Origin of the sequence: Arthrobacter sp. CAN_A6 (assembly GCF_015751715.1) — a bacterium.
Lineage (GTDB): Bacteria > Actinomycetota > Actinomycetes > Actinomycetales > Micrococcaceae > Arthrobacter_D.
In genome coordinates this window covers 455,091-469,085 of the sequence record NZ_JADOUV010000001.1, presented here as the reverse complement: position 1 = coordinate 469,085, position 13,995 = coordinate 455,091, and the positions used below count along the sequence as shown (strand labels likewise).

Here is a 13,995-nt window from a genome sequence, read left to right as displayed (position 1 = left end):
CGTCATGATCCCTTCCCGAAATGCACCGCTCATCGTCGCGATCGACGGCCGTTCCGGCGCGGGCAAGACCACCCTCGCCGGTGAACTGGCCGCACTGCTGCGCGAACACCACACCGTGAGCATGTTCCACCTCGAAGACATCTACCCGGGGTGGGACGGCCTGCGCGACGGCATCGACCGCTACGTCCGGCAGGTGCTGACGCCGCTGGCATCGGGAGAAGATGCGTCCTGGCAGGCTTGGGACTGGGACAACGGGCGCGACGGCGAGCTCAGGCATACGCCGCCCGCTGACATCGTGCTCGTCGAGGGTGTTGGAGCGGCCGCCCGCGAGGCGCGCGGCCTGCTCGACGCCGTCCTTTGGGTGGAGGCTCCCGGAGCGCTCCGCCGGAGCAGCGCCCTGGCACGCGACGGCGGAACCTACGAGCCGTTCTGGGAGCGGTGGGCCGAGCAGGAAACCTCCTGGCTCGACGCCGATCGCCCCGACTCCTCCGCCGACGTCGTCATCCAGGGGCACCAGGGGCAGGCCACCCCGCACCGCGTACGCCTGGCCCTCACCAGCCTGCCCCAGTGCGAACGGCTGATGTCCGTCGAGCGCGCCGCGCGCCGCGGACTGAACCTGCGCGTGGAGCGGATCGACGCCGTGCCGGATCCCGCGGCGCTGTTCGCAGCCCTCTACCCGAACTCGAAGTCGGCGGTATGGCTGGACAGTTCGGATGCCGGTGCCACGCCGGCATCCGAACGCAGCCGTTTCTCCATCCTGGCTGACGACGCCGGACGGTTCGGCCAGCGCGCGCAGCACTCGGACGGCGTCACCGAGGTGAGTGCCGGCGCGGTGACAACGCGCATCCGCGAGCCCTTCTTCCGCTGGCTCGACGACGCCTGGGGACGCCGCGTGGTCCGACGCCCCGACGGCTACGAGTGCGGTTTCGCGCTCGGTTGGCTCGGTTACCTGGGCTACGAACTGAAGCGCGAAACGGGCGGAGGCTCGCTTTCCTCCTCGCCCCTTCCCGATGCCGCTCTGATCTTCGCCGGTCGCGCCGTCGTTCTCGACCACCGGGAAAACGCGGTGTTCCTCCTCAGCCTGAACGACGGCGCGCCCGACCCCGGGTGCGTGGACTGGCACGCCGCGGTACGGAAGGCTGTTCTCGTCACCGGGCAGCAGGTCCCCGAATCGACCGAACGGGCCTTCGCCGAACCGCCGGTCTTCGAGGTGAGGGACTCCCGCGCCGGGTACCTCGACAAGATCCGACAGGCACAGGAACAGATCACCGACGGCAACACCTATGAGGTGTGCCTCACCACCTCTCTCGTGTCAGTCGTGGAGCGCCCGGTCGACCCGTTCGCCACCTACCTGCGCCTGCGCCGTGCGAGCCCGGCACCGTTCGGGCATCTCATCCGCTGGCCCGGCTTCGCCGTCGCGAGTACCTCGCCCGAGCGCTTCCTGAGGATCGACTCCGACGGCGGCCTCCGGGCCGAACCCATCAAGGGCACCAGGGGCCGTTCGCCGGATCCGGCGACCGATGCGGGGCTTCGCCGGGACCTCGCAGCCTCGCTCAAGGACCGCGCGGAGAACATCATGATCGTCGACCTGCTCCGCAACGACCTCTCGCACCACGCCGTCCCGGGGTCGGTCACCGTGAGCCGCCTCTGCGACATCGAAACCTATGCCACCGTGCACCAGCTGGTCAGCACCATCGAGGCAAAGCTGAAGCCCGGAACCTCCCGCGCCGAGGTGATCGCCTCGGCTTTCCCTGCGGGGTCCATGACGGGTGCACCCAAAATCAGCACCATGGCCATCCTCGAACATCTCGAGGGCCGGGCCCGTGGAATCTATTCGGGCGCGGCCGGCTACCTTTCCCTGACCGGCGCCGCTGACCTCGCCGTCGTCATCCGCACCCTGGTGATCGAACACACCGACGACGGCGCGCGCCTCAGCCTCGGAGTCGGCGGCGCCATCACCGCTGATTCGGTGCCTTCCGAAGAGTGGGAGGAAGTGCGGACGAAAGCACTCGGAGTGCTCTCCGGCCTCGGTGCGGTGTTCCCCGACGATGCCTGATGTTCCCCGAAGTTTCTCGAGGTAGCTTCGTTGACCACGTTGGATAAGCTGGCCCCATGACTGTTCTGGTGTTCCTCGACTCAGCGCATGGTGACGGCCGCATAGTCGATCCGTCGAAGCCGCAGCTCATGGCCAACGACCTCGGAGCCACGCGTGGTGACGGCATCTTCGAGTCGCTGCTGGCCGTGGACGGCGTGCCCCGCAAGGAGCGGGCCCACCTCGAACGGCTGGCGTCCTCGGCTGCCGCCCTCGACCTCGCCATCCCGGTGGCTGATGCCTGGAGCCGCGCCATCCGCACCGCCCTGGACGAGTTCACCGCCACCCGACCAGCGGGGTCCGAAGCAGTGGTCAAGCTCGTCGCGACCCGCGGCACGGAAGGCGCAGCCGAACCCACCGCCTGGGTCCAGGTGTCACCCGTACCCGCCGGCATCCGGCAGCAGCAGCAGGCCGGAGTGGAAGTCCTGCTCCTCGAACGTGGCTACGACAGCACGGTTGCTCAGCGCGCGCCGTGGCTCCTGATGGGCGCCAAGACGCTCTCCTATGCCGTCAACATGGCCGCGGTCCGCTACGCGAAGTCCCGCGGCGCCGACGACGTCATCTTCACGTCGTCGGACGGAAAGGTCCTCGAGGGTCCGACGTCCACTGTCCTCCTCGCGCGCCGTCAGGGCGCGGCCAAGACCCTGCTGACGCCGCAGCTCGAAAGCGGCATCCTTCCCGGGACCTCCCAGGGAGCACTGTTCAAGGCTGCGCACGGGAGCGGCTGGGATCTGGGCTACGGGCCGCTGGAACCGCATCACCTGCTCGAGGCGGACGCGGTGTGGCTGATTTCGAGCGTGCGCCTGCTGACGCCGGTCACCGCCATCGATGGCACGCCCATCGCCACCTCGGAGGAGCTGACCCGCGAGCTGTCGGAGCTCGTGGACCGGTTCACATAGCACACAGTCCGTCTTCCGAGAAGCTTCCTTACGCAGTGTTGCCCGTTCATTTTGTCCTGCGCCGCGCCATCATATAACGTTGTTACACAATCAAGAGTTCCAGCCACGGGCCCTGGCCGGCTGGACAGCAACCCTCTCCCGTAGTGGGGTGCTCCAGGTGAAGATTCGGCCGCCGGGCCAAGTCCCCCGGTAGGCAAGTACGGCGGAATGCCGGTCAGCCCGAAAGGCAATGGCCGCCGAACGCCCGCACAGCCTGGAGCAGCGAGCGTGTCACCCGAGTAAGCAGCAGAGCCGAGCATCGTCCGCCGTCATCCGGCACCCCCTGAAACATCCCGTCCCTGATTCCGCACGCCCGTAACCCGGGCCGCGTCCATCGAAGGAAGCCATGAACCTGTCCCGAAAAGTCCTTGCAGCCCTCACCGTCCCCCTGCTCGCCCTGACCGTCTCGTGCGGCTCGAACAGCAGTGATTCCACCGACTCCGGCCCTACCACCGATGCCCTGGCCGGCAGCGACCAGCAGTCGCTCGACCAGTACACCACCGAGGAAACCACACCGCTGGACCAGATCGACACCTCGAAGTTGGGGCTGGTCACCGAGGGCACCCTCCGCGTGGGCACCCTTTCCGATGCGCCTCCCAACATCTTCATCGAGAACGGTGTCTTCACCGGCTACGACAACGAGCTGCTCCGCGCCATCGGCGACGAACTCGGCCTCGAAGTCGAGTTCGCCTCGACCGATTTCTCCGCCCTTCTGGCACAGGTGCAGAACAAGCAGTTCGACGTCGGCTCCTCCTCGATCTCCACCACCGCGTCACGCCGCGAAGGCGTCGGCTTCACCAACGGCTACGACTTCGGCTACATGGCTGTCGTTGCCAAGAGCGACTCCGACATCACGGGCTTCGACTCGCTGTCGGAGAGTACCCGCATCGGCGTCGTCCAGGGCACGGTGCAGGACGACTACGTGACGAACACCCTGGGCCTGGAGCCCGTCCGCTTCGCCGACTACAACACTGTCTACGCGAACGTGACGAACGGCCAGGTCGATGCCTGGGTGGCCCCGTCGCAGCAGGCCACGGGCCAGGTCAAGGAGGGTGACGGCACCACCATCGCCGAAACCATCATCAACACGGAGAACTTCACCGCCTATGCAGTCAACAGCGAGAACCAGCCGCTGATCGATGCCCTGAATTCCGGCCTCGACGCCGTGATCGAGGACGGCACCTGGGCCGAACTCACCCAGGAGTGGTACCCGGAACGCGAAATGCCGACCGACTGGAAGCCCGGCAGCAAAGCCGTAGAAGCCAAGTAGGCCCTGCATGAACGCCTTCGAACAGCTCCTGCAGACCTTCTTCGACTGGGAGGCAATGGGTTCCGTCCTTCCGGAACTCCTCACCGTCGGCCTGCCGAACACCCTGATCCTGGCGATCAGTTCCGGCGTGATCGGGACGGTGCTCGGGATGATCCTCGCGGTGATGGGCATTTCGCGGAACCGGGCGCTTCGCTGGGCCGCACGCGTGTACACGGACATCTTCCGGGGAGTTCCTGCCGTCGTCATCATCCTGCTCATCGGGATCGGGCTGAGTCCGCTCTTCCGGCAACTGACCGGCAGCACGAGCCCGTTCCCGATGGGCATCCTGGCGTTGTCGCTCATGGCCGCCGCCTACATCGGGGAGATCTTCCGCTCCGGCATCCAGAGCGTCGAGAAGGGCCAGCTCGAGGCGTCCCGCGCACTGGGCTTCAGCTACCGCTCCTCGATGCAACTGGTGGTCATCCCCCAGGGCGTCCGTCGCGTCCTGCCCGCCCTGGTGAACCAGTTCATCGCCCTGATCAAGGAATCCTCCCTGATCTACTTCCTCGGACTGCTGGCCAGTGAGCGCGAGTTGTTCCGCATCGGCAACGACGCGGCAAGCAACACGGGCAACCTCTCACCGCTCATCGCGGCGGCAGCGCTGTACCTGTGCCTCACCGTTCCGCTGACGCACCTGGTCAACTACATCGACAACCGTCTGCGGATGGGTAAGCGGGAGAAGCCCGAACCCGATGATATTGCCGCACGGATCGGCGAAGGAGCAAGAACATGAGCACTCTTGAATCAGGCACCCTGACCGGGCGCAACCTCCACCTCTCCTTCGGTTCCAACCATGTGCTCCGCGGTATCGACCTGCACGTGGAGCGCGGCACCACGGCCTCGGTGATCGGTCCGTCCGGCTCGGGCAAGTCGACCCTGCTGCGGGTCCTGAACCGGCTCATCGAACCGGACCAGGGCGACATCCTGCTCGACGGGCGCTCGGTCCTCAAGGACAATCCGGATGAACTGCGCCGCCGCATCGGCATGGTGTTCCAGCAGTTCAACCTGTTCCCGCACAAGACCGTCGTGGACAACGTCTCACTGGCACTGCGGAAGCTCCGCGGCATGTCCGCGGACGAGGCGCGCGAGAAGGCACTCGCCCAACTCGACCAGGTGGGGCTGAAGCACAAGGCGGAGGTTCGCCCTGCCAACCTGTCCGGCGGCCAGCAGCAGCGTGTCGCCATCGCCAGGGCCCTTGCCATGGACCCCGAGGTCATGTTCTTCGACGAGGCGACCTCGGCGCTGGACCCGGAACTCGTCAAGGGCGTCCTTGCGCTCATGGCCGACCTCGCGACGGCCGGCATGACCATGGTGGTGGTGACGCATGAGATGGGCTTCTCCCGGAACGTCTCCGACACCGTCACGTTCATGGACGGCGGTGTGGTGGTCGAAAGCGGGCCGCCCGCGGCCCTCTTCGACAACGCGCAGACCCCGCGGCTGAAGTCATTCCTCTCGGACGTGCTCTAGGGATTTCCATCAGCCGCCGGGTGCATTTCGCGGCGGCCCTTCCGGTATCAGGACAGGAGGAAGCTCCAGGTCCCGGCCAGCAGGGCCGCCGTCAGTGCAGCAGCGGCGATTCCCACACCTCCCGCCGCGACGACCGCGTCGAGCGAGCTGAATCTACTCTCGCGGGCCCAGGTACGCGGGCCCGCCCCGAATCCCCGCGCCTCCATGGCGACCGCGAGTCGGGTGGCACGCCGGATCGCCTGTACAAGGAGGCCGAAGGCCTGGCCGAGGAAGTTGCGCGTGCGTACCAGCGCGTTTCCTTCGGCTCCTGCACCGCGGGCATGACGTGCGAGCCCGAGGGTCTGCCACTCCTCCACCAGAAGGCCCACCAGGCGCAGTGCCGCGAGCGCGCCGAGCACGAAGCGGTGCGGCGCGCGCAGCTTCTGCGCGAGGGCATCGGCCAGATCGGTCGGGTCGGTGGAGACGGCAAGGAAAATGCCGGGCAGGGCCAGCGCGAGGCCCCGGATCCCGATGGCGAATCCCGCGGACACGGACCCCTCGGTGAACAGAACCGGACCGATCTCCAGCAGTACGTCGCCTGTCTTTTCGGCGAGCAGTGCCGTGCCGTAGGCGGCCACCAGCGCCGCGATGAGCAGGGGCCAGGCCCGGAGCAGCAGACCGCGGACACTGATGCCGAGCAACGGCATCAGCAGGATCTCACACCCGAGGGCTACCGCAGCACTGACCCAGTCGATGCTGAGCATCACCACCGCGGTGATCACTCCGGCGGCGAAGAGCTTGGAAAGCGGATTGGCGCGGATCAGCGCGCTGCCCGTCAGCGACGGCGTGAGGATGTCACTGCTCATGGCGTATCCCGCCGGGTGTCGACAATGGCCCCGACGTCGAGGACACGGTTGCCGAGCGCTTCAGTGAAGTCGGTGTCATGGGTGACCGAGACGACGCAGCCGCCCCCGCTGACCAGTTCCCGCAGCAGACCGACGAGCTCCGCCCAGGTTCCTGCATCCTGTCCGAATGTCGGCTCATCGAGCACCAGGATGTCGGGGCTGGTTGCGAGCATGGTGGCCACTGACAGCCGCCGTTTCTCCCCACCGGACAGGGTGAAGGGATTTGCCGCACGGAGATGATCGAGACGGAGTCTTTCGGCGAGCCCTTCGATACGGGGGCGGAAGGAAGCCTCCGGTTCGCGGGCCACGCGGCGCGGCCCGAACTCCAGCTCGTCCGCCACGGTGGAGGTGAGGAACTGGTGCTCGGGTTCCTGGAAGACGGTGCCGATGCGCTGCACCAGCTCCGCCGACCGCCACTTCGAGGGATCGGGTCCCGCTCCGCGGGCGAGCGGGGCGCCTGCCATGACCTCTCCCCGGCGGGGTTTCAGGAGCCCCGCCAGGGTGAGGGCAAGCGTCGATTTTCCTGCTCCATTGGGGCCTACGATGCTGAGGGCCGATGCGGCCCGGAACTCGACGTCCACGCCCGCAAGAACCTCCGGTCCCCGCTTCGTCCGTGCCACCGCGAGGTTGGCCGAGGACAGCAGTACCTCCCCGCCGGCGCCGGGCACCGGGCCCTCCACCGCCGGTTTCCGACCCGGCACCCAGACTCCCGCCTCGGCAAGGCTGCAGCGGGCGGCTTCCTTGCCGAGAACCTCCTCCGGCGTACCGTCCGCGAGGATTCCGCCGTCGGAGGCGAGCACCACCACTCGGTCGACAACGCCCGCCCACACCTCAACGCGGTGTTCGACCACCACGAGCGTCGCCGGAACCCGGTCGAGCACCCGGACGACGGCGTTGCGCACGTCGATCACGCCCTGCGGATCGAGGTTGGCCGTCGGTTCGTCGAGCAGCAGGAGGCCCGGCTGCATGGCCAGGACCGACGCAAGCGCGAGGCGCTGCTTCTGTCCGCCGGACAGCGCCGAGGTGGAGCGGTCGAGCGGGACATCCAGCCCGACGTCATCGAGCGCGCGGTGGACGCGTTTCCAGATGTCCGCGCGCGGAACCGAAAGGTTCTCGGCTCCGAAGGCAACTTCATCGCCCACCCTCGCAAGGACGACCTGCGAATCGGGATCCTGCAGCACCAATCCGGCTCGGCCGCGTCGGGAGGCGGGACTGCCGCCGTCGAGGAGGAGGGTGCCCTCCTGTTCGCCCTCGTCGTCGTTCCCGAGCACGCCGGCCAGGGCGGAAAGGAGCGTGGACTTGCCGGCACCGGACGCGCCGAGGAGCAGGATCCGCTCGCCGGGTTCGATGTCGAGGTCGACCCCCCGCACCGCGAAGCGGCTGCGGCCCGCATGCCGCCACCCCCAGTTCTGGGCGGTGACGGCAACGGGCGCCGAGGTGTGCTGGATCACACGTCGGCCGTGCGGCCCGCGGCGAAGGAGGAGAGCACTCCCGTCTTGGCGAGCCCCCGCATCGCGAGCCAGGACAGCAGGCCCGCGATGACAACGCCGGAAATGGAAGCGAAAAGCACGTAGAGGAGCTGCCAGTCGATGGCCCAGAGCGCGTTGTACAGGATGTTCTCGCTGATCGCCAGGGCAATACCGGCGCCGAGCCCCGCGAGGAGCGCTACGCCCAGGTTCCAGCGTCGATAGAGGAAGAGCAGGAACACGAGTTCGGCACCGAGGCCCTGGATCGCGCCGGAGATGACCACGAGGAGACCCCACTGCGTGCCGAGGGCCATCGACACCACTGCTGCGAGGACTTCGCAGTAGAGAGCGGCACCGGGCTTGCGGATGATGAGCCCGCCGAGGACACCTGCAATGAGCCAGCCGCCCACGTACAGGCCACCGAGCGGCGGGAACGCGGCGGTGATGCCGCTGATGAGCGAGTAGCCCGCGGACCAGGCGAAGAAGATGACGCCGACTGCCACCGCGATGACCGAGGCCACCACGATGTCGACGACGCGCCATTCGAGGCTGCGGGTTCGAGTGCCTTTGGGGGCCGTTGTTGTTGCCATGATGCAGAATCCTCCTGAGGTACAGGAGGGGAGAGGGGTCCCGGAAAAAATCTTCCATGAACCACTCTGAGAACTCGACTCCCTTCGCCGGTACTAACCGGATCAGGTTCGAGGGTCTGCGGCTGTCCGCACTCTCAGCGCCCGGCTCCGGCAGCACTTGCTGCGGCGGAACGGCGCTCCCCTGTCGTATGTGTTTGGTAAAGCGTTTCGATCCTACACCGCAGGGGCTTGCCAGTACCGCGGATGTCGTCTCTGTTTATACCGGTGGAGGGAGACGGCGGTCGCCGATACCCTTGACCGCGCCCGCGGCACCCAGCACGAAGCAGGTCATCCAGATGGCACCGCTCGGTCCCAGCGGCGCCGCGGCGAGTCCAGCTGCCGCCGGCAGGACGATCTGGCCGATCCGATTGCCCAGCAGTCGGATGGCGAGGGCCGCACCCCGTGATTCTTCCCTCACGGCTCGGGAGATCAACGCCATGGTCAGGGGCTGGCCGAGGCCGAGGAAGAAGCCGACCAGAATCTGGGACGCGGCGGCGATCCAGATATTCTCGAGCACGTACGGCAGCACGACCAGGCCGAGTGCTGCACCGAAAAGGCTCGCCAACACCAGCTGGTTCCGGCTCCACCGACGCAGGAGGACGGTCAGCAACATGCGGGACAGAATGGTGGCCGCGGCGCGGAGGGCGAGCAGCAGACCCACGACCAGCGGAGGGACACCCTGTTGCTCGGCGATCAGCGGCAGGAATGCGATGAGGATGTCCATGGTGGTCAGGAGAGCCAGGCTTGCCAGCATGTTGGACTTCACCCCGGGGCGTCCGAGGATCATGCCGACCGAGTCCTTCACGTCCAGGGTTGCAACTCCCTTGAGAGCGGTGCCGGCCGTTCCGCGGCTGCCGATCCTCACCAGGATCAGTGGAACGGCGATCAGTGCCAGCAGTCCGGCAAGCAACAGGGCCTGGTCGATGTCCTCGATACGGCCTGCGACAGTGGTAGCGCCCGGGTTGCTCAGAAGCACGCCGGCAAGAAGCGGGCCCACCATCTGACCCAGGGCGAATCCGGCGGTGAACCAGCCGAAGCCGGCATCCATCGAGTCGGGATCGGATCGCTTGGCGATCATGGACTGCGCCGCGATGGCGAAGGCGAGATGGCCCAACCCCAGCCCGGCGCTACCGACGGCCACGAGCAGCAGTGAAGCCGAACCGGATAGCAGCAGGCAACTGACGGTGAGGGTCAGCAATCCGGTGGCGATCAGCGGCCGCAACCAGGCGGTCCTGTCCGACAACCGGCCGAGCGAGATGGCGACGACCGCAGGTAGGATCGCGAAGGCGGCCGAGATGAATCCGATGGCGACGGCGTCGCCTCCCAGTGCCAGTGCCTTGTAGGAGATCAGCAGCCGGGCCAGGTTCAAGGAGCCCTGGCTGAGGATGGCTGCCGCCACGAGCATCCAAAGCCATCGTCCCGGTCGCGCGGCTCGTGCCATAGTGATGCTCCTCCAGTGGCGCCGGCGCTTACACCCGCTTCCTTTTGTTCACTTCCGGTGTTGTAATGCCGGCTTTGACCGCTCGCTCCGTGCGGGGCGAGCGGTCAAAGGGTCAGGAGTTCACATCATTCTTCTCGTCAGCGCGGCGCTGCTCGCGGCGGCGCCTTCCGACGTCCCGGACCCGGACCTTGACAACCTGCTTGATCCACGGATTGAGGAGTGGAACGGCGACGAGGAGGACCATGACTGCCAGCAGCCACATCGACGTGGCGCGCTCCAGGAAGATCCCGAAGCTGCCGCCCGAGATGATCATCGTCTGCCGCAGCGTCTCCTCTGCAAGAGGTCCGAGGACCAGGGCGATCACCAGGGCTGCGGGAGAGAAGCCGTAGCGGCGCATGAAGAACCCGAGCACGCCACAGGCGAGCATGATCCACACTTCGAGGATGCTGCCGTGGATGGTGTAGGTGCCGAGTGCACAGATCAGGATGATCACGGGAGCAAGGACCCGGAACGGTACCCTCGCGACATTGGCGAACGTCGGAATCATGAAGATGTTGATCAGCAGGAGCATCACGTTGCCGAGATACATGCTGGCGATCAGGCCCCAGGCGAACTCCGGATTCTGTTCCATGAGGAGGGGACCGGGCTGCAGGCCCCACATCAGGAATGCTGCGAGGAGGACGGCCGTCGACGACGATCCCGGTATGCCGAGCGTCAGCAGTGGCACCATCGCACCGGCGGAAGCACCATTGTTGGCTGCCTCCGGTCCGGCCAGTCCCGCCATGGCACCCTTGCCGAAGCGCTCGGGAGTCTTGGAAATCGATTTCTCGACGTTGTAGGACATGAGCGAGGCAACGGTCGCCCCCGCTCCGGGAGCAGTGCCGGTGAAGAACCCGAGGAAGGAACCTCTCAGCATCGCACCGTTGGATTCCTTGAAATCAGCCCGGGTGGGCCAGAAGCCCTTGCCGCGGAGTGAGATCTTCTGGTAGTCGAGCTTTTCGAGGTGCCCGCCGCGCCACATGGCGTGGAGAATCTCCCCCACACCGAACAGCCCGATGGCCACCGGGATGAAGTCGATTCCGTTGATGAGTTCGGTGGAACCGAAGGTGTAGCGCTGTGCACCGATCCCGACGTCGATACCGACGGTTGCCAGGGCGAACCCGATGAGCGCGGAGATCACACCGAGGAGGCGATTCTTCCCGACGATGACGATGAGCGTCAGCAGTCCCACGACAACGATCAGGAACAGTTCGGGCGGACCGAACGTCCGGGCGACCGATGCGACGCTCGGGGCGAAGAAGCTGATCAGGATGGCGCCGATCGTGCCCGCGATGAAGGAAGCGATGGCGGCCATGATCAGCGCGGGCCCCGCCCGGCCCTGTTTCGCCAGAGGATAACCGTCGAACGTACTGGCGACGGTCGCCGATTCGCCCGGGGTATTGATCAGGACCGAGGTGATCGTGCCGCCGTACATCGATCCGTAGTACACGGCGGCCATCATCACGATCGCGCCGGTGGGGTCCAGCCCGAAGGTCAGCGGCAGCAGGATCGCGAGGCCCGCCGATGGACCGAGGCCGGGCATGACGCCGACGATCATGCCCAGGGTGACCCCGGCCCCCAGTAGCAGAATGTTCTGCAGGGTCAGGATCGAAACAATCCCCCCAGCGAGGTTATTGAAGACGTCCAAGCTAACTCTCCTTCGAGCCGAGTTGAATTCCGCTGCTAGAAGCGCGGAAGGATCCCCTCGGGCAGACCCGAATTGAGGAATGTTTGGAAGAGGAGGTACATCGCCAGGGGGAGGCCGAGGCTAAGCACGATGTTCGTCACCAGGTGGGTCCGGTTCAGGAACCACAACAGCGCAAACATGAAGATAACGCCGGAGATGATTGCACCCAGGGTGGTCAGGGTCGCCACGAAGACCATCGTCAGGGCGATCGTGATGATCATGGCCTTCGGATGGTGACCGAGGTCGCCCTCCCCCATGTCCTCCTCGAGGTCGACGGTGTCGTCGTCCTCGCCGGAGCCGGCACGCATACTCTGCACCAGCGCGATCAGGGTCAGCACCGCTGCCGAGCCGCCGATGATCCTTGGGAAGAACCCTGCACCGATGCGGCCCGACGCCGTGGTGGCCTCCATGCCGAAAGCTATCTCCGTATAGGCAGCGAGGACCAGCAGCAGCACGGCGAGGAAGATCGTCTTGGCGGTGGGCCGCCGGCGCCAACCGGAGCGGCCCACCCCCTCGGGTCCCGCTTCGCCCTTGATGACGGAGTGGCTCAAAGCGCCCCGGCCTCTTCCAGCGTGGCTTCGAAGCTGTCAGTAGTCTCCCGAAGGGAATCGAAGAACTCCTGGTCCCACAGGATGTTCTCCGTGAGGTAGTTCGAGGCGACGTATTCTTTCCACTCCGGGGTTTCGACAACTTCCTTCATGGTGGTGATCCACCATTCCTTGGCCTCCGCCGGAGCGTCGGGAGGGAGGATCATCCCGCGTGGCATGGCGGGGAGGTCTTCGATTCCCTTTTCCTCACCGGTGGGGACATCGGGAATGACGTCCAGCCTCTCGGCACCGGTGAACAGCAGTGGTGTCACTTCCTCCGCCTCGATCTGCCCGAGGACCGAACCGGTGTTGGAGACGATGGCGTCCAGCGCCCCGGACAGCAGTGAGGTCTGGAGCTGGCCTTCCTCGTTGAACGGCACGTAGTCGATCTCGTACCCAGCGGCCTCGGCGAGCAGCTCGTGCAGGATGAGGTCGACGTTGACGGTACCGATTCCACCGACGACGACGGTTTCCTGCTCCTGGGCGTAGGAAACCCAGTCCTCCCAGGTTTCGTACGGGCTGCCCTCAGGGACGACGAACACTGCATCGTCAGTGGCGAACAGCCCGATCGGGGTGAAGTCCTCGAAGGTCCAGCCGGTGTCCGACTGGAGGGGCGTGGTAATGAGCGAGCCCGAGGTGGTGGAGATGTCATAACCACTGCCAGCTTTGCTGAACAGGTAACCCCAACCGGTTGCGCCGCTTCCGCCTTCACGGTTTTCGAGGGAGATGTTCTCCGGGTACAGCTCGTACTGGTTGATGATGTCCACCATGGTTCGGGCCATGATGTCGTTACCGCCACCGGCCCCGAACGCGATCGTCCAGTCCATATCCTCGGAGGGGTAGTCAGCCCCTCCTTCAGCCCCGGAACCGGCGTCATTGCCGCAGGCGGTCAGGGACGCGATAAGCGTCAGTGCTGCCACTGTGGTGATGATCTTCTTACTGCGCATTGCTTTCTCTTCTCCTCGTAACGTCGTTGTATTGCGGAGCGGGTGAATATCTGCCTCGGTGAGCGAAAGGTTATTCGCCGTCGAGCCGGTGCCAGGAGCCGACCGCGAAGGCGACCAGACGGCCGCTTTCGTCGGTGAGTCGCGACTCGAGGTGTACGATCCGCCGTCCCGCACGCAGGATGGTGGCGACGCAGCGCCCCGTTCCTTCGAGGGGACGGAAATAACGGAAATTCATTTCCAGGGTTACAGCCGTCGAGAGGTAACGATGGCACAGGTGGCCCATCGAGATATCCATCGCTGTGGCGATGATGCCCCCGTGCACCGAACCCTGGGGATTGCGGAGGTGGGCGGCGTACGGCAGCACTACGGTGCAGCTCTGCTGAACGTCGTCATAGCTGATGTCCAGGTCCAGGAAGCGGGACAGGAAGAAATTTCCGAATTCCTGGTTCGGATCGCCGGCTGCGCTGCGGGCCTGGTCCACCGCCCCGTCGAAAATGGTGTCGGACACG

General features: G+C 66.1%; 13 protein-coding genes and 2 riboswitches. Of the genes, 5 read left to right on the top strand and 8 right to left on the bottom strand.

The features are described from left to right. The first annotated feature begins 4 nt into the window (after window positions 1-4). The 5 genes from IWX75_RS02360 to IWX75_RS02340 all read left to right on the top strand — a co-directional run bounded on the left by IWX75_RS02360 (window position 5) and on the right by IWX75_RS02340 (window position 5,806). Complete coding sequence (locus tag IWX75_RS02360; protein ID WP_196820624.1) at window positions 5-2,056, top strand: chorismate-binding protein; 2,052 nt, start codon at window positions 5-7, stop codon at window positions 2,054-2,056. A gap of 56 nt (window positions 2,057-2,112) precedes the next feature. Next, entirely contained in the window at window positions 2,113-2,991 is an 879-nt protein-coding gene (locus IWX75_RS02355; RefSeq protein WP_196820623.1) for an aminodeoxychorismate lyase, read from the top strand. Between the two features lie 88 nt (window positions 2,992-3,079). Then, a riboswitch (SAM riboswitch) is annotated at window positions 3,080-3,197 on the top strand. A 179-nt stretch (window positions 3,198-3,376) separates the two neighbouring features. Further along, the gene (locus IWX75_RS02350) at window positions 3,377-4,300 is read left to right on the top strand and encodes an ABC transporter substrate-binding protein (protein WP_196820622.1); all 924 of its coding nucleotides are present in this window, start codon (window positions 3,377-3,379) and stop codon (window positions 4,298-4,300) included. 7 nt (window positions 4,301-4,307) lie between these two features. Then, window positions 4,308-5,072: an amino acid ABC transporter permease gene (locus IWX75_RS02345; protein WP_196820621.1), complete on the top strand. Its 765-nt coding sequence runs from the start codon at window positions 4,308-4,310 to the stop codon at window positions 5,070-5,072. Beyond that, window positions 5,069-5,806, top strand: coding sequence for an amino acid ABC transporter ATP-binding protein (locus IWX75_RS02340; protein WP_196820620.1), 738 nt, complete (start codon window positions 5,069-5,071; stop codon window positions 5,804-5,806). The genes IWX75_RS02345 and IWX75_RS02340 overlap by 4 nt, the downstream gene beginning before the upstream one ends. A gap of 47 nt (window positions 5,807-5,853) precedes the next feature. On the opposite strand, the gene IWX75_RS02335 is transcribed toward IWX75_RS02340, so the two are convergent. From IWX75_RS02335 to IWX75_RS02300, 8 genes are all read right to left on the bottom strand, one after another. Continuing rightward, a complete protein-coding gene (locus IWX75_RS02335) occupies window positions 5,854-6,651 on the bottom strand; it encodes an energy-coupling factor transporter transmembrane component T family protein (protein WP_196820619.1) in 798 nt (265 codons plus the stop codon). Then, window positions 6,648-8,141, bottom strand: a complete 1,494-nt coding sequence (locus tag IWX75_RS02330) for an ABC transporter ATP-binding protein (RefSeq protein WP_196820618.1) — start codon at window positions 8,139-8,141, stop codon at window positions 6,648-6,650. The genes IWX75_RS02335 and IWX75_RS02330 overlap by 4 nt, the downstream gene beginning before the upstream one ends. Beyond that, window positions 8,138-8,746, bottom strand: a complete 609-nt coding sequence (locus IWX75_RS02325; RefSeq protein WP_196820617.1) for an ECF transporter S component — start codon at window positions 8,744-8,746, stop codon at window positions 8,138-8,140. The genes IWX75_RS02330 and IWX75_RS02325 overlap by 4 nt, the downstream gene beginning before the upstream one ends. A 62-nt stretch (window positions 8,747-8,808) precedes the next feature. Beyond that, window positions 8,809-8,939: riboswitch (TPP riboswitch) on the bottom strand. 63 nt (window positions 8,940-9,002) lie between these two features. After that, a complete protein-coding gene (locus IWX75_RS02320; protein WP_196820616.1) occupies window positions 9,003-10,226 on the bottom strand; it encodes an MFS transporter in 1,224 nt (407 codons plus the stop codon). 112 nt (window positions 10,227-10,338) lie between these two features. Beyond that, entirely contained in the window at window positions 10,339-11,913 is a 1,575-nt protein-coding gene (locus tag IWX75_RS02315) for a tripartite tricarboxylate transporter permease (RefSeq protein WP_196820615.1), read from the bottom strand. Between the two features lie 35 nt (window positions 11,914-11,948). After that, entirely contained in the window at window positions 11,949-12,503 is a 555-nt protein-coding gene (locus IWX75_RS02310) for a tripartite tricarboxylate transporter TctB family protein (protein ID WP_196820614.1), read from the bottom strand. After that, window positions 12,500-13,486, bottom strand: a complete 987-nt coding sequence (locus tag IWX75_RS02305) for a Bug family tripartite tricarboxylate transporter substrate binding protein (RefSeq protein ID WP_196820613.1) — start codon at window positions 13,484-13,486, stop codon at window positions 12,500-12,502. The genes IWX75_RS02310 and IWX75_RS02305 overlap by 4 nt, the downstream gene beginning before the upstream one ends. A gap of 70 nt (window positions 13,487-13,556) precedes the next feature. After that, window positions 13,557-13,994, bottom strand: a complete 438-nt coding sequence (locus IWX75_RS02300; RefSeq protein ID WP_196820612.1) for a PaaI family thioesterase — start codon at window positions 13,992-13,994, stop codon at window positions 13,557-13,559. Window position 13,995: the final 1 nt, after the last annotated feature.

Excerpts from the sequence above, each read along its gene's own strand:
- IWX75_RS02360 (WP_196820624.1), top strand. The coding sequence starts at position 5 with ATGATCCCTTCCCGAAATGCACCGCTCATCGTCGCGATCGACGGCCGT.
- IWX75_RS02355 (WP_196820623.1), top strand. The coding sequence starts at position 2,113 with ATGACTGTTCTGGTGTTCCTCGACTCAGCGCATGGTGACGGCCGCATA.
- IWX75_RS02350 (WP_196820622.1), top strand. The coding sequence starts at position 3,377 with ATGAACCTGTCCCGAAAAGTCCTTGCAGCCCTCACCGTCCCCCTGCTC.
- IWX75_RS02345 (WP_196820621.1), top strand. The coding sequence starts at position 4,308 with ATGAACGCCTTCGAACAGCTCCTGCAGACCTTCTTCGACTGGGAGGCA.
- IWX75_RS02340 (WP_196820620.1), top strand. The coding sequence starts at position 5,069 with ATGAGCACTCTTGAATCAGGCACCCTGACCGGGCGCAACCTCCACCTC.
- IWX75_RS02335 (WP_196820619.1), bottom strand. The coding sequence starts at position 6,651 with ATGAGCAGTGACATCCTCACGCCGTCGCTGACGGGCAGCGCGCTGATC.
- IWX75_RS02325 (WP_196820617.1), bottom strand. The coding sequence starts at position 8,746 with ATGGCAACAACAACGGCCCCCAAAGGCACTCGAACCCGCAGCCTCGAA.
- IWX75_RS02320 (WP_196820616.1), bottom strand. The coding sequence starts at position 10,226 with ATGGCACGAGCCGCGCGACCGGGACGATGGCTTTGGATGCTCGTGGCG.
- IWX75_RS02305 (WP_196820613.1), bottom strand. The coding sequence starts at position 13,486 with ATGCGCAGTAAGAAGATCATCACCACAGTGGCAGCACTGACGCTTATC.